Consider the following 16,820-nt stretch of genomic DNA (forward strand, 5'->3'; position numbering starts at 1 on the left):
CGCGTCTCCTGGTCGGTTGTTGGGCGCTATGATGCGCGTCACGCCCGAGAACCTCTGTCAGCTACCCGACATCGCGTGCCCATGCCCTCTTCGCTCGCCCCGTACCTGCCGCAGATCGAAGCGAACCCGTGGTTCGCCGCGCTGCCGCCCGCGTTGCGCGCGGACCTGCTCGCCCGCGCGGCGCTGCGCCGGCTGCCGGCCGGCCATGCGCTGTTCCGGCGCGGCGACCCGCCGTGCGGGCTGTACGCGGTACTGGCCGGTTCACTCACGATAGGTGCGGTCGATCCGCAGGGCAAGGAGGCGCTGCTGACGGTCGCCGAGCCCGTCACATGGTTCGGCGAAATCGCGCTGTTCGACGGCCAGCCGCGCACGCACGACGCGATCGCGCTCGACGACGCGCTGCTGCTGCACGTCCCGCAGGCCGCGCTGCTCGCGATTCTCGACGCGACGCCGCAATACTGGCGGCAGTTCGCGCTGTTGATGGCGCAGAAGCTGCGCCTGAGCTTCCTGACCGTCGAGTCGATGAGCGTGATGCCGGCCGCGCAGCGGCTCGCCGCCCGCCTGCTGATGATCGCCGACGGCTACGGCGGGATCAGCGCCGGGCGCACGCGCGTGCGGCTGTCGCAGGAAACGCTCGCGTCGATGCTGTCGATCACGCGGCAGACCACCAACCAGTTGCTGAAGGCGCTGCAGGCCGACGGCATCGTGCGGCTGCACGTCGGCGAGATCGAACTCGTCGATATCGACGCGCTGCGCCGCGCGAGCGGGCTGGGAGACGGCACGCGCTGAGCAACGCGCACCGCACCGTGATGCGTTACCCCGCCACCGCCGGGTTGCGCTATCGTGGCGGCTCGTCCGCTCCCCATCGCCCCGCCTTGAATCCATCGACCGCCGTCCCCTCCCGCCATCCGTGGCCCGTCTTCGTCGCGTTCCTGCGGCTCGGCCTCACGTCGTTCGGCGGCCCGGTCGCGCACCTCGGCTACTTCCGCGCCGAATTCGTCACGCGGCGGGGCTGGCTCACCGAACGCACCTACGCGGATCTCGTCGGGCTGTGCCAGTTCCTGCCGGGGCCCGCGAGCAGCCAGGTCGGGATGGCGATCGGCCTCGCGCGCGCCGGCTACGCGGGCATGTTCGCCGCTTGGCTCGGCTTCACGCTGCCGTCGGCGCTGCTGATGATGCTGTTCGCGCTCGGCGTGCACGCGACGGGCGCGCCGATCGAAGCCGGTGCATTGCACGGGCTGCGCATCGTGTCGGTCGCCGTGATCGCGCAGGCCGTATGGGGTATGGCACGCACGCTGTGCCCGGATGCGCGCCGCGTCACGCTGATGGCCGCGGCCGCGTGCGCCGCACTGCTCGCGCCGGCTGCGTGGACGCAGATTGCGGTGATCGTCGCGGCCGGATCGGCCGGCCTCGTGCTGCTGCCGCAGCCGGCACGCGACGCACACGAGCCGTTGCCGCTGCACGTGTCGCATCGCGCGGGCCTGCTGTGGCTCGCGCTGTTCGCGGCGCTGCTCGTCTCGTTGCCGTTCGCCGCCCGCGCGCTCCAATCCGATACGCTCGCCGTCGTCGATGCGTTCTTCCGCACCGGCGCACTCGTGTTCGGCGGCGGCCACGTGGTGCTGCCGCTGCTGCAGGCGGCCGTGGTCGCGCCCGGCTGGGTCGGCGATGCGGCGTTCCTGGCCGGATATGGTGTCGCGCAGGCCGTGCCGGGGCCGCTGTTCACGTTCTCGGCATTCCTCGGTGCGTCGCTGCGCGATGCGCCGAACGGCTGGCTCGGCGGCACGATCGCACTGGTCGCGATCTTCGCGCCGTCGTTCCTGCTGGTGGCCGGCACCGCGCCGTTCTGGGAACGCCTGCGCCGCAGCACGCGGATGCAGGCCGCGCTCGCGGGCGTGAACGCGGCCGTCGTCGGGCTGCTGCTCGCGGCGCTCTATCACCCGGTCTGGACCGACACGATCATGGCGCCGCGCGACCTGGCCGCGGCACTCGTCGCATTCGTCGCGCTGGTGTTCTGGCGCGTGCCGCCCTGGGCCGTCGTGATCGCGAGCGCGGCGCTCGGCTGGGGGCTCGGCCTCCTCGCCTGACCGGGCACGCGCGGCACGTTTCGCTGCGGCAAAAACAAAAAAGCCCTCGAAACGAGGGCTTTTCTGCTGGGTACCGCGCGCCGTAGCGGCGCGCAGGTGCCGGACCTTACGCGAAGTTCTTCGCTGCGAAGTCCCAGTTCACGATGTTCCAGAACGCTTCGACGAACTTCGGACGTGCGTTGCGGTAGTCGATGTAGTACGCGTGTTCCCACACGTCGATCGTCAGCAGTGCCTTGTCGGCCGTCGTCAGCGGGGTTGCTGCGTTGCTCGTCGACACGATGTCGAGCGAGCCGTCAGCCTTCTTCACGAGCCATGCCCAGCCCGAACCGAACGTGCCGACCGCGGCCTTCGTGAACGCTTCCTTGAATGCGTCGTACGAACCCCACTTCGCGTTGATCGCGTCGCCCAGCGCGCCCGTCGGTGCGCCGCCGCCGTTCGGCGACAGGCTGTTCCAGAAGAACGTGTGGTTCCAGATTTGCGCGGCGTTGTTGAAGATGCCGCCCGACGACTTCTTCACGATCTCTTCCAGCGACAGGTTTTCGAATTCCGTGCCCGGGATCAGATTGTTCAGGTTCGTCACATAAGCCTGATGATGCTTGCCGTAGTGGTACTGGATCGTCTCGAGCGAGATGGTCGGCGCGAGTGCGTCTTCAGCGTACGGGAGCGGCGGGAGCGTATGAGCCATGGCGATTCCTTCGTTGAGTATGTAGGGGGGCTTGTGTTGAATGCTGCCGAGCGTCCGATTGTAGGCGAGGACGAATAACCCCGCAAACTCACGGGCCATTTATCCGCGGTATGCGGAAAAGCGATGTTCGCGCATCGTCCACAGGGACGAGCCGATACCGCGCAACCGCCGTTCCCGCGCGTTTTGCCCGGTCGCGGCGCGTGCGCCGCTCACGTCAGATCGTATCGGCGAGGCGCGGCTGCACGTCGGCGAGCGACACGTCGGCCGAGCCTTCGGCGAGATGCACGGTCAGGCGGCGCTGCGGCTTCAATGCGTTCGGCGTGCGCACCGCGCGGCCCGTCTGCGCATCGATCAGCGCCGCATAACCGCGCTCGAGCGTGCGCTGCGGGCTCAACACCTCGAGCCTTGCCGCACAGGCTGACACGCGAGCCGTGTCGCGTTCGTGACGGCGCTGCAATGCGAGCGCAAGGCGCTGCGACAGCCCCGCGAGTGCCTGGCGCGCCTGCGACGGATCGGGGCGCGCGCGCTGCCAGCGCAACTGCGCGAGCGCGAACCGCGCGCGCGCGTCGCGTACCGGCCGCGACGCCGCCGACGCCAGCCGCACGGCAAGCTGCTCGACGTGCGTGCGCTGCCGCTGCAGCCGCTCGGCCGGGCTCACCAGCCGGCGCGCGAGCCAGTCGAGCTGCTGCGCGCGCTGCTCCAGTCGGCGTTCCATGCCGCGTGCGAGCGCACGCTGGCGCTCGGCGACCTCGCGCAGCAGCAGTGCGCGCTGCGGGCTCGCGAGCTCGGCGGCGCCGGTGGGCGTCGGCGCGCGCAGGTCGGCCGCGAAGTCCGCGATCGTGAAATCGGTCTCGTGCCCGACGCCGCTCACGACCGGCAGTTCGCTCGCCGCGATCGCGCGCGCCAGCGCCTCGTCGTTGAACGACCACAGATCCTCGATCGAGCCGCCGCCGCGACAGACCAGCAGCACGTCGACCTCGCGGCGCGCATTCGCGGTCTCGACGGCCGCGACGAGCTTTTCCGCCGAGCCCGCCCCCTGCACGGGCGCCGGATAGACGATCACCGGAATGTGCGGCGCGCGGCGCGCGAGCGTGGTCAGCACGTCGCGCAGCGCGGCGGCCTGCAGCGACGTCACGATGCCGATCGCGCGCGGGTGCGGCGGCAGCGGCCGCTTGCGCTCGGGCGCGAAGAGTCCCTCGCCCTCGAGCTGCGCCTTCAGCCGCAGGAACGCCTCGTACAGGCGCCCCTGGCCCGTGCGCCGCACGGCCTCGACGTTGAGCTGCACTTCGCCGCGCGGCTCGTACATCGTCACGACCGCGCGTACCTCGATCCGGTCGCCTTCACGCGGCGTGAATTCCGCGTATTGCGCGCGGCCACGGAACATCACGCAGCGCATCTGCGCCTGCTGGTCCTTGATCGAGAAATACCAGTGGCCGCTCGCGGCGCGGGTGAAATTCGACACTTCGCCCGAAATCCACAGCAGCGGAAACGAGCGCTCGAGCATCGTCGAAATCGCGCGATTGAGCGCCGAAACGGGTATCACTTCGTCGCCGCCGCGGGTGGCACCCGGTGCGGCAAATGGGGAGTCGGAAGGCATGGACGGTCGGATGAATGCTGGCGGCGACACGATAGTCCGACACGCGCGCGACGTCCAGCGCCGGGCGCGGGCGCGGTGACGCGCGGAAGGTGTCCACACTTTGGCAATCGTCGGCTTGAAACGCCTGAAAACCGCGGAAAAATCCAGACGATTTGAGATAACACATTGATTTTTATATATTTTTAAAACTTTCGAAACGATTCTCATCCGATTCGAGGCCCACCCGGCGGGCGTTTGACTCATTCGAACGGGGAGTTCTTCACAGAGTTATCCACAAGCCGTCGCGATCCGGCCCCGTGGGGTGCGTCGGCCGGTCGCGCTTGCCGCGCCCGCCTGCGGCGCGCTAGAGTGCCGCCTTCCGCAGACCCCGCGGCATGCGCCGCCCAACGGAGAATCCGCCTTGACGAATCCGTCCCACGCCGCGGCGCACGACCTGCCGCGCCCGGCCCGATGAGCGCGCCCGACGGCCCGCTCGCCCGGCTCGAAGCGCGCCTGACGCGCGAATGGCAGCGCCGCGGCGCGCTCGCGTGGGCACTCACGCCGTTCGCGTGCGTGTTCGGCCTGTGCGCGGCGCTGCGGCGCACCGCCTACGCGCAGGGCTGGAAGAAGCCGGTCGACGTCGGCGTGCCCGTCGTCGTCGTCGGCAACGTGACCGTCGGCGGCACCGGCAAGACGCCGACCGTGATCGCGCTCGTCGACGCGTTGCGAGCGGCCGGCTTCACCCCCGGCATCGTGTCGCGCGGCTACGGCGCGAACGTGAAGGCGCCGACCGCCATCACGGCCGCGTCGCGCGCCGGCGCGGGCGGCGACGAGCCGCTCCTGATCGCACGCCGCACCGGCGCGCCCGTCTGGGTCTGCCCGGATCGCGTCGCGGCCGCGCAGGCGCTGCGCGCCGCGCATCCGGACGTCGACGTGATCGTCAGCGACGACGGCCTGCAGCACTACCGCCTCGCGCGCACGGTCGAACTCGTCGTGTTCGACCACCGGCTCGGCGGCAACGGTTTCCTGCTGCCGGCCGGGCCGTTGCGCGAGCCGCTGTCGCGGCACCGCGACGCGACGCTCGTCAACGATCCGTACAGCGGCGCGCTGCCGCCGTGGCCCGACACCTATTCGCTCGCGCTCACGCCGGGCGCCGCATGGCACCTCGACCAGCCGGCGCTGCGCCGCCCGCTGTCGCAATTCGCGAACGAGCGCGTCCTCGCCGCGGCCGGCATCGGCGCGCCGGAACGCTTCTTCGCGACGCTGCGCGCGGCCGGTCTCGCGCCCGCGACGCGCGCGCTGCCCGATCACTACGCGTTCGCCGACAATCCGTTCGTCGACGACGCCGTCGACGCGATCCTGATCACCGAGAAGGATGCAGTAAAATTGGGCGCTTCCTGGCGCGACGCTCGACTGTGGGTCGTCCCCGTCGAAGCCGCGCTCGACCCTCGCCTCATTGCCCTCGTTGTGGAGAAACTCCGTGGACGCTCGCCTGCTTGAAATCATTGTGTGCCCTATCTGCAAAGGCCCGCTCCACTATGACCGTGCCGCGCAGGAGCTGATCTGCAACGCGGACAAGCTCGCCTACCCGATCCGCGACGGCATCCCCGTGATGCTGGTCGACGAAGCGCGCCAGACCGTCGAAGGCACGCCGGTCGACCCGGCCGGCCGCTGAGCCGCCCGACCCCGCTCCAGCCCGAGCCGCGGCCCGTCCGCGGCCAGGGCGCCGAACCCTCCGGGCGACCCGCGCCAGGCGCGCCGCCCGCTCCGTTCTTCTCACCGCCCGCCCCGATGACTCACCCGCAACCCTTCATCGCCGTCATTCCCGCCCGGCTCGCGTCGACGCGGCTCCCGAACAAGCCGCTCGCCGATCTCGGCGGCAAGCCGATGGTCGTGCGCGTCGCCGAGCGTGCACGTGAGGCTGGCGCGCAGCAGGTGCTCGTCGCGTCCGACGCGCAGAGCGTGCTCGATGCCGCGCGCGATCACGGCTTCGAAGCGGTGCTGACGCGCGCCGACCATCCGTCCGGCACCGACCGTCTCGCGGAAGTCGCGGCGACGTTCGGGTGGAGCGACGACACGGTCGTCGTCAACGTGCAGGGCGACGAGCCGCTGATCGACCCCGTGCTCGTGCGCGACGTAGCGTCGCACCTCGCAGCCCATCCGGCCTGCGCGATCGCGACGGCCGCCCACCCGATCCACGACGCGGCTGACGTGTTCAACCCGAACGTGGTGAAGGTCGCGCTCGACGCGCAGAGCGTCGCGCTGTACTTCTCGCGCGCGCCGATTCCGTGGAGCCGGGACGCGTACCAGCCGCACTGGCCCGACGTCGCGGCCATGCCTGCACCGGCCTTCCCGGTCTATCGGCACATCGGCCTCTATGCCTATCGCGCGCGTTTCCTGCGCACCTATCCGACGCTCGCGCAGGCGCCGATCGAACAGGCCGAGCAGCTCGAACAGCTGCGCGCGCTCTGGCACGGCGAGCGCATCGCAGTGCTGATCACCGAGTCCGCGCCGGAAGCCGGGATCGACACACCGGCCGATCTCGCACGCGTGCAGGCCCTTTTTCAGCCGTCATCAAAATAACCCGTGGCATAATCAGGCGATTGTGCGAGCCGTCCGCGACCAGCGCGTCCTCGCTTGACCCCGCCCGCGGCCCTGCCGGCAGCCGCGCGTCGCTCAACCCGACGCGCCGCATCAGACCGGCCCGCCACGCGCCAGGCAAGCCCCGCGCACACCGTCGCCGGCGCTTTTTTCGTCTCGCCACACGAATCTACATACTGGAGATATCACCATGCGTTTGATCCTGTTGGGCGCGCCCGGCGCGGGAAAGGGCACCCAGGCAAACTTCATCAAGGAAAAATTCGGCATCCCGCAAATCTCGACGGGCGACATGCTGCGCGCGGCCGTGAAGGCCGGCACGCCGCTCGGCGTCGAGGCGAAGGGCTACATGGACGCCGGCAAGCTCGTGCCGGACGCGCTGATCATCGGCCTCGTCAAGGAGCGGCTGAAGGAATCCGACTGCGCGAACGGCTATCTGTTCGACGGTTTCCCGCGCACGATCGCGCAGGCTGACGCCATGAAGGAAGCCGGCGTCGCGATCGACTACGTGCTCGAGATCGACGTGCCGTTCTCGGAAATCATCGAGCGCATGAGCGGCCGCCGCACGCACCCGGCATCGGGCCGCACGTACCACGTCAAGTTCAACCCGCCGAAGGTCGAAGGCCATGACGACGTGACGGGCGAGCCGCTGATCCAGCGCGACGACGACAAGGAAGAAACCGTCAAGAAGCGTCTCGAAGTGTACGAAGCGCAGACCAAGCCGCTGATCACGTACTACGGCGACTGGGCGCAACGCGGCGAGGAAAACGGCCTGAAGGCGCCGCAGTATCGCAAGATCTCGGGCCTCGGCAGCGTCGAGGAAATCCGCGAGCGCGCGTTTGGCGCACTGAAGTAAGCAGCGCATCGCGCACCCGCAAGCCGCCCGTTCCGGGCGGCTTTTTTTTTGCCCGGGCGGGCTCGCACGGCCGCTCCGGTCTCGCCGTCGCGCAAGCGTGCCCCGTACAATCGGTCGGGTGCGGGCGCTCCCGCGACCCGGGCGCCGGCATCTCAACCGCTCGCACGGCATCGAACCGCGCAACCGCTTTGCACGGCACCGCAACCGGCGCCGAAGCACGAATAGCAGTCGACCACCTTGGATGGTTTCGCCCTGAGCGCTAAAGCGCCAGGGGCGCTCAACAACGGAGACAGTCATGGAAATTCGCGGCAACGTGTTTCTGATCACGGGCGGCGCATCGGGCCTCGGCGCCGGCACCGCGCGGATGCTCGCGCAGGCAGGCGGCGCGGTCGTGCTCGCCGACCTGAACGACGCGGCGGGCACGGCGCTCGCGACCGAACTGGGCGGCATCTTCGTGCACTGCGACGTGTCGAGCGAAGCCGACGCGCACGCGGCCGTCAGCGCGGCGACGCAAGCCGGCACGCTGCGCGGCCTCGTGAACTGCGCGGGCATTGCGCCCGCCGCGAAGACCGTCGGCAAGGACGGCGCGCATCCGCTCGATGTGTTCGCGAAGACGATCAACGTGAACCTCGTGGGCACATTCAACATGATCCGGCTCGCGGCCACCGCGATGGCTGCCACCGCGCCGACCGCGGACGGCGAGCGCGGCGTGATCGTCAGCACAGCGTCGGTTGCCGCGTTCGACGGGCAGATCGGCCAGGCCGCGTACGCGGCGTCGAAAGCCGGTGTCGCGGGCATGACGCTGCCGATCGCGCGCGATCTGTCGCGCAGCGGCATCCGTGTGATGACGATCGCGCCCGGCCTGTTCGAGACGCCGATGCTGCTCGGCATGCCGCAGGACGTGCAGGACGCGCTCGGCGCGATGGTGCCGTTCCCGCCGCGGCTCGGCAAACCGGCCGAATACGCGCAGCTGGTACGCCAGATCGTCGAGAATCCGATGCTCAACGGTGAAGTGATCCGCCTCGACGGCGCGATCCGGATGCAGCCGAAATAGGCATAAAAAAACGCCCGCGATGCGGGCGTTTTTCATTCAGGGTTCCGGCAGCGTCGCGGTAGCTCAGTCCTCGCCGTCGCGCTGCATCCGCTGCCGCAATTCGGTCACCTGCGACTCGACGACAGTGGCGTCGTCCGCGTCCGGCCGCTCGCCGAGATACTGTTCGAGATCCTCGAGCGCGGGCCGCAGGTAATCGAGCCGCGCATACGCGAAACCGCGGTCGCGGACTTCGTCGAGGTGCTCGGGCAGCAGGATCACGAGCCGCTGCTGCACCGCGAGCAGCCGCTGCCAGCGTTCCGTCTGAAGATAGATCGTCTTCAGGTTGCGCAGCATCCGCGCGATGATCTCGCGGCTCGTCGCCGGCTGCAGCAGCGCGCGCAACGCACTGTCGACCGCACCGGCCGCCCGCGCGACGTACGGCTCGAGCATCTCGACCATCTCGGCTTCGGACAGCGAATGGCCGTTGGCCGGATCGATGATCAGGTCGCCGTCGGGCAGCGTGACGCGCAGCAGGAAGTGGCCGGGGAACGACACGCCGCGCGCCGGCACGCCGATCTGCTCGGCGAGCTCCAGATACAGCACCGACAGCGAGATCGGAATCCCGCGCCGCCGCTTCAGCACGGCGTTCAGGTGGCTGTTATCGGGGTCGTAGTAGTCGTTGTGATTGCACGCGAAGCCGAGCTCGCGGAAGAAGAAATCGTTCAGTGCGGCGACGCGGCCCTTCAGGTCCGCATCGTCCGTGAGCCGCCGGCGCAACCGCGCCGCCAGCATGTCGAGTTCGGCCAGCGTGCCCTGCAGGTCGAGGTCGGGATACGCGTCCTGCGCCAGCGACAGCGCCGCTTCCGTGACGGGCAGACTGTCGTCGTCCGCCACGAGCGTGCTGAAGTAGTCGAGGACGCGGGTCATTGCGGTCGTCACTTGGCGCGCCTTCTGAAATAAGCGTATTTGAAGCCCATCACCCACAACATACCGAAATATAGTGCAGCGAACAGCACGAGGCACGCGGCCATCAGCGCGATGCGATCGAGCGGCTGCGTACGCATCCCGGTCCAGTCGAAGCTGATCGACAGCCAATGCATGAGGCCGGCGAGCACGAGCGCCGCGCCGATCAGCTGCACGAAGAAGCGCAGCCAGCCCGGCGACGGCTGGTAGATGCCGCGCTTGCGCAGCCCGATGAACAGCAGCAGCGAGTTCAGGCACGCGCCGACGCCGATGCTCAGCGTCAGGCCCGCGTGGCCGATCAGCGGCACGAACACGTAGTTCGAGATCTGCGTGACGATCAGCACGCCGATCGCGATCTTCACCGGCGTCTTGATGTCCTGCTTCGCATAGAAGCCCGGCGCGAGGATCTTGATCAGGATGATGCCGACGAGGCCGATCCCGTAGGTCGCCAGCGCGCGGGCGACCATCGTGACGGTGTGCGCGTCGAACTTGCCGTAGTTGAACAGGGTCGCGGTGAGCGGCGTCGCGAAGAAGAACAGCGCGAGCGCACTCGGCGCCGCGAGCAGGAACGTGACGCGCAGGCCCCAGTCGAGCAGCGCCGAATACTCGTGCGAATCGGCGTCGACGTGCGCCTTCGACAGGCTCGGCAGCAGGATCGTGCCGAGCGCGACGCCGAGCAGCGCCGTCGGGAATTCCATCAGGCGGTCGGCGTAGTTGATCCACGACACGGCGCCCTGCCCGAGCCGCGACGCGATGTTGGTGTTGATGATCAGCGACAGTTGCGCGACCGACACCGCGAACGTCGCGGGCACCATCTTCGCGAGCACGCGCTTCACGCCCGGGTGGCGCAGCGCGCGCAGCGGGTTGAGGCCGATCAGCGGCACCATGTCGATCTTCTTCAGGCCCGGCAGCTGCACGAGGAACTGCAGCACGCCGCCGACGATGACGGCCCATGCAAGCGCGAACACCGGCACCTTCAGGTGCGGCGCGACGAACACGGCCGCGGCGATGAACGCGACGTTGAGCAGCACCGGCGCAAACGCGGGCAACGAGAAGCTCTTGTACGTGTTCAGCACGCCGGATGCGAGCGTCGTCAGCGAGATGAACACGATGTACGGGAACATGATCCGTGTCATCGTGACCGCGAGCGGGAACGCCTGCCCGTCGGTGTGCAGGCCGGACGCGACCGCGAACACGACCCACGATGCGCCGGCGATCCCGAAGACCGACAGCACGGCAAGCGCCCACGCCAGCACCGTCGACATCGCGTCGACAAGCGCTTTCGTCGCATCGTGCCCCTGCTGGTTCTTGAACTCGGCGAGGATCGGCACGAACGCCTGCGAGAACGCGCCTTCGGCGGACAGGCGGCGCAGCAGGTTCGGGATACGGAAGGCGACGTAGAACGCGTCGGTGTATTGACTGGCGCCGAACGCACGGGCGATCAGCGTCTCGCGGGCCAGTCCGGTCACGCGCGACAGCAGCGTGAAGCCGCTGACCGTCAGCAGGGCTCGGAATAGATTCATGGGGCGCTTATTATACGGACGTTGCGTGGCCCGGCCAGCGGCCGATGCCGAAAAGCACGCACGCCGCCGGTGCCCCGCCCGACGGTCGTCACGTTCAACTTGCCACTCGCTTGATTTTGTTGCTATAATCGCCGGTTTCTGGGCTCGTACATGCACGGCAACTGCCGTTTTCATGTCCCGGCCTCGGTTAAAATCACCGTTTTTTTATGCGCCCCTGGGCAATCGTTCTCAGGGGACGGATCGAAAAGCAGCGCTTGGCCGTCAGGCTCCAAGCTCTGGAAACAGGACAGGATAAGGAACCGTCATGGCTAACTCCGCACAAGCACGCAAGCGCGCCCGCCAGGCCGCGAAGGCAAACTCGCACAACTCGGCGCTGCGCTCGAAATTCCGTACCGCGATCAAGTCGGTTCGCAAGGCTGTTGAAGCCGGCGACCAGGCAAAGGCTGCCGAGCTGTTCAAGGCTGCCGTGAAGACGATCGACACGATCGCCGACAAGAAGATCGTTCACAAGAACAAGGCCGCTCGCAGCAAGAGCCGCCTCGCCGCGGCCGTCAAGGGTCTGCAGGCAGCAGCGTAACTCCGGTGCGCCCGCTCACGCGGGCGTTCCTGTTTCCTGCGATCGCAAAAAAGCCCGCCTAGGCGGGCTTTTTTGTCGCCTGTCGCCGGCGCACATCCTGCGGGCCGGCGACATGTGCCAGGACGGGCGCCAGGGTGGGCGCCGCATGCGCCCTCGCCCGTGCCGGCATCACTTCTTCGCGTCGTAGTCCGGCAGTTCGCACGCCTCGGTAACGACGAGGTTGTTGTCCTTCGCGAAATTCAGCACGAAATCGAACGCCATCGGCTCGACGTCGCGCAGCCGGGAATCGAGGATCACACATTTGAGGTCGCCGAGCATCGTCGGACGCACGTAGAGCGAATACTTGAGGCGCGCGTTCGGCCCGCTCGCCCCCGGCCCGAAGCAGGCCATCACACCGGCCAGACGTTCCGACCAGTCGCTCGGGCGAAACTTTTTCCCGTCTTTCGTGATGCCCTGGATGAAGAATTCGGTCGGAGGGGTTTCAGCCATGTGGTTACCCAAGTGACGGCCCGGCGATGTCCAGGCAACGGCGCCTGGATACGCGAACACAAAGCTGAAACGGACGGCGGCACAAGCATTCCGATATCCCGAAAACGAGACGTCGACGTGCGCCGCCGGCGGACTGCACCGGATTTGTGCAGCGCACGGCTTGTGTCCGGCAGAGCGCGAAGAGGCTTGCCTGCCGGGCTGGAGAAAACTTTTGGATTATACCGCAGCGCGCCATCGCGCGTCGTCCCGACACCCCTCCCCCTGCGCCGCCCGCAGTGCACGGCGATCGCGCCCCGCTTCTCTCCCCGGCTCGTCAAAGCACAGAAAATCCTTTATGCTGCTTTGAGTTATTCACACCCGACGGCGGCGCCGTCCGGCCTTGCTGCCGGGTGCAACCCGCCGCATTTCGCTTCATGACCGCCAAAACCATTCGTCACTACCTGCAGTTCAAGGATTTCTCGCTGGAAGACTACGAGTACGTGCTCGAACGCACGGGTATCCTGAAGCGCAAGTTCAAGAACTACGAGACCTATCACCCGCTGCACGACCGCACGCTCGCGATGATCTTCGAGAAGAACTCGACGCGCACGCGCCTGTCGTTCGAAGCCGGGATCTTCCAGCTCGGCGGCCACGCCGTCTTCATGAGCACGCGCGACACGCAGCTCGGTCGCGGCGAACCCGTCGAGGATTCCGCGCAGGTGATCTCGCGGATGGTCGACATCATCATGATCCGCACGTTCGAGCAGGAGATCATCCAGCGCTTCGCGGACAACTCCCGCGTACCGGTGATCAACGGCCTGACGAACGAATACCACCCGTGCCAGGTACTCGCCGACATCTTCACGTACTACGAGCACCGCGGCCCGATCGCCGGCAAGACCGTCGCGTGGGTCGGCGACGCGAACAACATGCTCTACACGTGGATCGAAGCCGCGCAGATCCTCGGCTTCAAGCTGCGCCTGTCCACGCCGCCCGGCTACGCGCTCGACATGAAGCTCGTGTCGCCCGACAGCGCGCCGTTCTACGAAGTGTTCGACGATCCGAACGAAGCGTGCAAGGGCGCCGATCTCGTCACCACCGACGTGTGGACGAGCATGGGCTTCGAGGCCGAGAACGAGGCCCGCAAGCAGGCATTCGCCGACTGGTGCGTCGACGAGGAGATGATGGGCCACGCGAACCCGGACGCCCTCTTCATGCACTGCCTGCCCGCGCACCGCGGCGAGGAAGTGACGGCCGGCGTGATCGACGGCCCGCAGAGCGTCGTATGGGATGAAGCGGAAAACCGCCTGCACGTGCAGAAGGCACTGATGGAGTTCCTGCTGCTCGGCCGCCTCAAGCACTGACGCGCCGGCACCCGGCAACCCATGTAAAAAGCGCCGATCGTCGATCGGCGCTTTTTTGTTCGGGTCCGCTAAAAGCGGTGCGAAACCCCGCTTACAGGCAGACGGGTTCGGGCTCGAGCTCGACGCCGAAATGCGCGTGCACGTCGGCCTGGATCGCCCGCGCCAGCGCGAGCACGTCGGCGCCCGTCGCGCCGCCGCGATTGACGAGCACGAGCGCCTGGCGGTCGTGCACGGCCGCCGCGCCCAGCACGCGCCCCTTCCAGCCGCAGCGGTCGATCAGCCAGCCGGCCGCGAGCTTGACCTGGCCATCCGGCTGCGGATACGACACGATCTCGGGCGTGCGGGCGCGCAGCGCATCGAATTGCGCCGCATCGATCACCGGATTCTTGAAGAAACTGCCCGCGTTGCCGAGGACGAGCGGATCGGGCAGCTTCGCGCGACGGATCGCGACGACGGCGTCGAACACGTCACGCGGCGCGGCCGCATCGGGTGCAACGCCACGGGCGTCGAGTTCGCGCGTGACGTCCGCGTAGCCGAGCCGCGGCGCCCATCGCTTCGGCAGCCGGAACGTCACCGACACGATCGCGAACCGGCCAGCCCCTTCCCGCTTGAAGAAACTGTCGCGATAGCCGAACGCGCAGCGCGCGGCGTCGAAGCGCTCGCTGCGCCCGGTCGCCAGCTCGACCGCGACCAGCGAGTCGAAATACACCTTCATCTCGAGACCGTATGCGCCGATGTTCTGGATCGGCGCGGCACCGACCGTACCCGGAATCAGCGCGAGGTTCTCGAGACCGGGCATCCCGTGCTCGAGCGTCCATGCGACGAATGCATGCCAGTTCTCGCCGCCGCCGGCCTCGACGTACCACGCATCGGCGTCCTCGCGCACGACGCGGCGGCCCTTGATTTCGTCGAGCAGCACGATACCGTCGAAATCGCGCGTGAACACGACGTTGCTGCCACCGCCGAGCACGAGCCGCGGCAGGTTCGCGACGCGCGGGTCGCGATGGAGCGCCTCGAATTGCGACGCATGCGTGACGCGCGCGGCAAGGCGCGCGGTCGCGGCAATGCCGAACGTGTTGTGCGCGGCGAGTGGATGGTCGGGAAGCAGCGACAGGGCGGAATCGTCAGGAGGCATCGGCATTCGCGGTCACGTCCGCCCGGGCGGCGCATGGCCGGCCTTGGGCAAACGGAGGGGCATCGGTAAAATGGCAAACAGTCCGCAATTATAGCGAGTGCCCGCGCGCGAGCCGGGCATCCGCATCTCAAGGGAGGAATGCCATGCCATCGTTCGACGTCGTTTCCGAAGCGAACATGATCGAAGTGAAGAACGCCATCGAGCAGTCGAACAAGGAAATTTCGACGCGCTTCGACTTCAAGGGCTCCGACGCGCGCGTCGAGCAGAAGGAGCGCGAGCTGACGCTGTTCGCCGATGACGATTTCAAGCTCGGCCAGGTCAAGGACGTGCTGATCGGCAAGCTGGCCAAGCGCAACGTCGACGTGCGCTTCCTCGACTACGGCAAGGTCGAGAAGATCGGCGGCGACAAGGTCAAGCAGATCGTCACCGTGAAGAAGGGCGTGACCGGCGATCTCGCGAAGAAGATCGTGCGGCTCGTGAAGGACAGCAAGATCAAGGTGCAGGCGAGCATCCAGGGTGACGCGGTGCGCGTGTCGGGCACGAAGCGCGACGACCTGCAGAGCACGATCGCGATGCTGCGCAAGGACGTGACCGACACGCCGCTCGACTTCAACAACTTCCGCGACTGATCGCCCGACGATCCGTCACGTCATCCTGCCGGGCCCCGCACACGCGGCGCGCCCGGCGTGCGGCAAGCGCCGCGCGTTCTCAGGCCTTGCCGCCGTCCTGCGCGCCGCCGTCCGCGGCCGCCTTCTTCTTGTCACCGATCCGGCTCTCCTGCCCCGCCAGCAGCTTCGAAATGTTGCCGCGGTGACGCCACACTAGCAGCACGCTCATCGCGAGCACGGCCCATGCGACCGGGTTGTGGCCCGTGCCGAACAGGAACACGTCGAACACCGGCGCGAACACGGCCGCCACCAGCGCCGCGAGCGACGAATAGCGGAAGAAGAACGCGACGATCAGCCAGGTGAGCGCGGTCGCGAGCCCGAGCACCGGGTGCACGGCGAGCAGCACGCCAGCCGCGGTCGCGACGCCCTTGCCGCCCTGGAAGCGGAAGAACACCGGATACAGGTGACCGAGGAACACGGCGATCGCGACCCATGCGACCGCGACGTCGGGCAGGCCGAAGTGGCGGGCGAGCCAGACGGCAATCCAGCCCTTGAACGCGTCGCCGACGAGCGTCAGGATCGCGGCCTTCTTGTTGCCGCTGCGCAGCACGTTGGTCGCGCCGGGATTCTTCGACCCGTACGAACGCGGGTCGGCCAGGCCCATCGCGCCGCTGACGACGACGGCGAACGACACCGAACCGATCAGGTAGGCAACGAGGGCGGCGAGCAGGATCTGCATGCGGTGGACTCTTCTTTCAACGTATCGGTAAAGGGACGGCTGCGCGGCAAGCCCGCAAGCCGAAACGGCGCCCATTCTACCGAACGGGCGCGGCGTGCCACGAAGGTGAAACCCTCAGTCGACACTGGCGCACTGTACGGGCTGCGCGCCGAGCAGCGACGTGAGCACGGCCGGCGCGAGACTGACGAGGTAGCCTCGGCGGCCGCCGTTCAGGTAGATCGTCGGCAGTTCGAGGATCGTCTCCTCGACGTAGACGGGCATCGTCTTGCGCGTGCCGAACGGCGACGTGCCGCCGACGAGATAGCCCGAATGGCGGTTCGCGACCTCGGGCTTGCACGGTTCGACGCGCTTCGCGCCGATCTGCCGTGCGAGGTTCTTCGTCGATACCGTGCGGTCGCCGTGCATCAGCACGATCAGCGGCTTCGCATGCTCGTCTTCCATCACGAGCGTCTTCACGACGCTGTGCTCGTCGACGCCGAGCTGGCGCGCCGATTCGCCGGTGCCGCCGTGCTCGACGTAGTCGTACGGATGCTCGCCGAACGCCACGCCGTGGCGGCGCAACAGCTGGGTGGCAGGGGTTTCGGACACGTGTCTGGATTTGCTCATGGCGG

General features: G+C 67.9%; 18 protein-coding genes. 10 read left to right on the forward strand and 8 right to left on the reverse strand.

What is annotated here, in order from left to right; genetic code table 11:
* The first annotated feature begins 81 nt into the window (after window positions 1-81).
* Window positions 82-789, forward strand: a complete 708-nt coding sequence (locus tag DPV79_RS12235) for a Crp/Fnr family transcriptional regulator (protein ID WP_021156376.1) — start codon at window positions 82-84, stop codon at window positions 787-789.
* A gap of 86 nt (window positions 790-875) precedes the next feature.
* The gene (chrA, locus tag DPV79_RS12240) at window positions 876-2,084 is read left to right on the forward strand and encodes a chromate efflux transporter (protein ID WP_113045532.1); all 1,209 of its coding nucleotides are present in this window, start codon (window positions 876-878) and stop codon (window positions 2,082-2,084) included.
* A 106-nt stretch (window positions 2,085-2,190) separates the two neighbouring features.
* Here chrA and sodB read toward each other — a convergent pair whose 3' ends face one another.
* Both sodB and xseA read right to left on the reverse strand, forming a co-directional pair.
* The gene (sodB, locus tag DPV79_RS12245) at window positions 2,191-2,769 is read right to left on the reverse strand and encodes a superoxide dismutase [Fe] (protein ID WP_011352986.1); all 579 of its coding nucleotides are present in this window, start codon (window positions 2,767-2,769) and stop codon (window positions 2,191-2,193) included.
* A 214-nt stretch (window positions 2,770-2,983) separates the two neighbouring features.
* A complete protein-coding gene (gene xseA / locus DPV79_RS12250; RefSeq protein ID WP_059484349.1) occupies window positions 2,984-4,366 on the reverse strand; it encodes an exodeoxyribonuclease VII large subunit in 1,383 nt (460 codons plus the stop codon).
* A gap of 450 nt (window positions 4,367-4,816) precedes the next feature.
* Between xseA and lpxK the strand changes: the two genes are divergently transcribed.
* From lpxK to DPV79_RS12275, 5 genes are all read left to right on the forward strand, one after another.
* Window positions 4,817-5,845: a tetraacyldisaccharide 4'-kinase gene (lpxK, locus tag DPV79_RS12255; RefSeq protein WP_048026552.1), complete on the forward strand. Its 1,029-nt coding sequence runs from the start codon at window positions 4,817-4,819 to the stop codon at window positions 5,843-5,845.
* Window positions 5,826-6,020 (forward strand): Trm112 family protein, encoded by a 195-nt coding sequence (locus tag DPV79_RS12260; protein ID WP_006482216.1) that lies wholly within the window; start codon window positions 5,826-5,828, stop codon window positions 6,018-6,020. Before lpxK ends, DPV79_RS12260 begins: the two co-directional genes overlap by 20 nt.
* Window positions 6,021-6,136: 116 nt before the next feature.
* Window positions 6,137-6,928, forward strand: a complete 792-nt coding sequence (kdsB, locus tag DPV79_RS12265; RefSeq protein ID WP_113045533.1) for a 3-deoxy-manno-octulosonate cytidylyltransferase — start codon at window positions 6,137-6,139, stop codon at window positions 6,926-6,928.
* Between the two features lie 208 nt (window positions 6,929-7,136).
* Window positions 7,137-7,799, forward strand: coding sequence for an adenylate kinase (gene adk / locus DPV79_RS12270; RefSeq protein ID WP_011352990.1), 663 nt, complete (start codon window positions 7,137-7,139; stop codon window positions 7,797-7,799).
* Window positions 7,800-8,094: 295 nt separating this feature from the next.
* Window positions 8,095-8,853 (forward strand): SDR family NAD(P)-dependent oxidoreductase, encoded by a 759-nt coding sequence (locus DPV79_RS12275; RefSeq protein ID WP_113045534.1) that lies wholly within the window; start codon window positions 8,095-8,097, stop codon window positions 8,851-8,853.
* Window positions 8,854-8,916: 63 nt separating this feature from the next.
* Here the strand turns inward: DPV79_RS12275 and DPV79_RS12280 are convergent, their stop codons facing one another.
* Together DPV79_RS12280 and murJ are read right to left on the reverse strand one after the other, a co-directional pair.
* Window positions 8,917-9,759 (reverse strand): SirB1 family protein, encoded by an 843-nt coding sequence (locus DPV79_RS12280; protein WP_039368457.1) that lies wholly within the window; start codon window positions 9,757-9,759, stop codon window positions 8,917-8,919.
* 8 nt (window positions 9,760-9,767) lie between these two features.
* Window positions 9,768-11,318, reverse strand: a complete 1,551-nt coding sequence (gene murJ, locus DPV79_RS12285; RefSeq protein WP_060086433.1) for a murein biosynthesis integral membrane protein MurJ — start codon at window positions 11,316-11,318, stop codon at window positions 9,768-9,770.
* Between the two features lie 304 nt (window positions 11,319-11,622).
* Here murJ and rpsT point away from each other — a divergent pair, with 304 nt between their 5' ends.
* Window positions 11,623-11,895: a 30S ribosomal protein S20 gene (rpsT, locus tag DPV79_RS12290; protein WP_006482211.1), complete on the forward strand. Its 273-nt coding sequence runs from the start codon at window positions 11,623-11,625 to the stop codon at window positions 11,893-11,895.
* Window positions 11,896-12,063: 168 nt separating this feature from the next.
* Here rpsT and DPV79_RS12295 read toward each other — a convergent pair whose 3' ends face one another.
* A complete protein-coding gene (locus DPV79_RS12295; protein WP_021162567.1) occupies window positions 12,064-12,384 on the reverse strand; it encodes a DUF3579 domain-containing protein in 321 nt (106 codons plus the stop codon).
* A gap of 413 nt (window positions 12,385-12,797) precedes the next feature.
* Here DPV79_RS12295 and argF point away from each other — a divergent pair, with 413 nt between their 5' ends.
* On the forward strand, window positions 12,798-13,727 hold the full coding sequence (gene argF, locus DPV79_RS12305) for an ornithine carbamoyltransferase (RefSeq protein ID WP_027789281.1): 930 nt from the start codon (window positions 12,798-12,800) through the stop codon (window positions 13,725-13,727).
* A gap of 91 nt (window positions 13,728-13,818) precedes the next feature.
* Here argF and murB read toward each other — a convergent pair whose 3' ends face one another.
* Complete coding sequence (gene murB, locus DPV79_RS12310; RefSeq protein WP_113045535.1) at window positions 13,819-14,868, reverse strand: UDP-N-acetylmuramate dehydrogenase; 1,050 nt, start codon at window positions 14,866-14,868, stop codon at window positions 13,819-13,821.
* A gap of 137 nt (window positions 14,869-15,005) precedes the next feature.
* Between murB and DPV79_RS12315 the strand changes: the two genes are divergently transcribed.
* Window positions 15,006-15,491, forward strand: coding sequence for a YajQ family cyclic di-GMP-binding protein (locus DPV79_RS12315; RefSeq protein ID WP_021162564.1), 486 nt, complete (start codon window positions 15,006-15,008; stop codon window positions 15,489-15,491).
* Between the two features lie 79 nt (window positions 15,492-15,570).
* Here the strand turns inward: DPV79_RS12315 and plsY are convergent, their stop codons facing one another.
* Window positions 15,571-16,209, reverse strand: a complete 639-nt coding sequence (gene plsY / locus DPV79_RS12320; RefSeq protein ID WP_059484351.1) for a glycerol-3-phosphate 1-O-acyltransferase PlsY — start codon at window positions 16,207-16,209, stop codon at window positions 15,571-15,573.
* A 114-nt stretch (window positions 16,210-16,323) separates the two neighbouring features.
* The gene (gene ybaK, locus DPV79_RS12325) at window positions 16,324-16,815 is read right to left on the reverse strand and encodes a Cys-tRNA(Pro) deacylase (protein ID WP_042977134.1); all 492 of its coding nucleotides are present in this window, start codon (window positions 16,813-16,815) and stop codon (window positions 16,324-16,326) included.
* Window positions 16,816-16,820: the final 5 nt, after the last annotated feature.

Source organism: Burkholderia reimsis (assembly GCF_003294055.1).
In the GTDB taxonomy this organism is placed as follows: Bacteria; Pseudomonadota; Gammaproteobacteria; order Burkholderiales; family Burkholderiaceae; genus Burkholderia; species Burkholderia cepacia.

Excerpts from the sequence above, each read along its gene's own strand:
- DPV79_RS12235 (WP_021156376.1), top strand. The coding sequence starts at position 82 with ATGCCCTCTTCGCTCGCCCCGTACCTGCCGCAGATCGAAGCGAACCCG.
- sodB (WP_011352986.1), bottom strand. The coding sequence starts at position 2,769 with ATGGCTCATACGCTCCCGCCGCTCCCGTACGCTGAAGACGCACTCGCG.
- xseA (WP_059484349.1), bottom strand. The coding sequence starts at position 4,366 with ATGCCTTCCGACTCCCCATTTGCCGCACCGGGTGCCACCCGCGGCGGC.
- lpxK (WP_048026552.1), top strand. The coding sequence starts at position 4,817 with ATGAGCGCGCCCGACGGCCCGCTCGCCCGGCTCGAAGCGCGCCTGACG.
- kdsB (WP_113045533.1), top strand. The coding sequence starts at position 6,137 with ATGACTCACCCGCAACCCTTCATCGCCGTCATTCCCGCCCGGCTCGCG.
- adk (WP_011352990.1), top strand. The coding sequence starts at position 7,137 with ATGCGTTTGATCCTGTTGGGCGCGCCCGGCGCGGGAAAGGGCACCCAG.
- DPV79_RS12275 (WP_113045534.1), top strand. The coding sequence starts at position 8,095 with ATGGAAATTCGCGGCAACGTGTTTCTGATCACGGGCGGCGCATCGGGC.
- DPV79_RS12280 (WP_039368457.1), bottom strand. The coding sequence starts at position 9,759 with ATGACCCGCGTCCTCGACTACTTCAGCACGCTCGTGGCGGACGACGAC.
- murJ (WP_060086433.1), bottom strand. The coding sequence starts at position 11,318 with ATGAATCTATTCCGAGCCCTGCTGACGGTCAGCGGCTTCACGCTGCTG.
- rpsT (WP_006482211.1), top strand. The coding sequence starts at position 11,623 with ATGGCTAACTCCGCACAAGCACGCAAGCGCGCCCGCCAGGCCGCGAAG.
- DPV79_RS12295 (WP_021162567.1), bottom strand. The coding sequence starts at position 12,384 with ATGGCTGAAACCCCTCCGACCGAATTCTTCATCCAGGGCATCACGAAA.
- argF (WP_027789281.1), top strand. The coding sequence starts at position 12,798 with ATGACCGCCAAAACCATTCGTCACTACCTGCAGTTCAAGGATTTCTCG.
- murB (WP_113045535.1), bottom strand. The coding sequence starts at position 14,868 with ATGCCGATGCCTCCTGACGATTCCGCCCTGTCGCTGCTTCCCGACCAT.
- DPV79_RS12315 (WP_021162564.1), top strand. The coding sequence starts at position 15,006 with ATGCCATCGTTCGACGTCGTTTCCGAAGCGAACATGATCGAAGTGAAG.
- plsY (WP_059484351.1), bottom strand. The coding sequence starts at position 16,209 with ATGCAGATCCTGCTCGCCGCCCTCGTTGCCTACCTGATCGGTTCGGTG.
- ybaK (WP_042977134.1), bottom strand. The coding sequence starts at position 16,815 with ATGAGCAAATCCAGACACGTGTCCGAAACCCCTGCCACCCAGCTGTTG.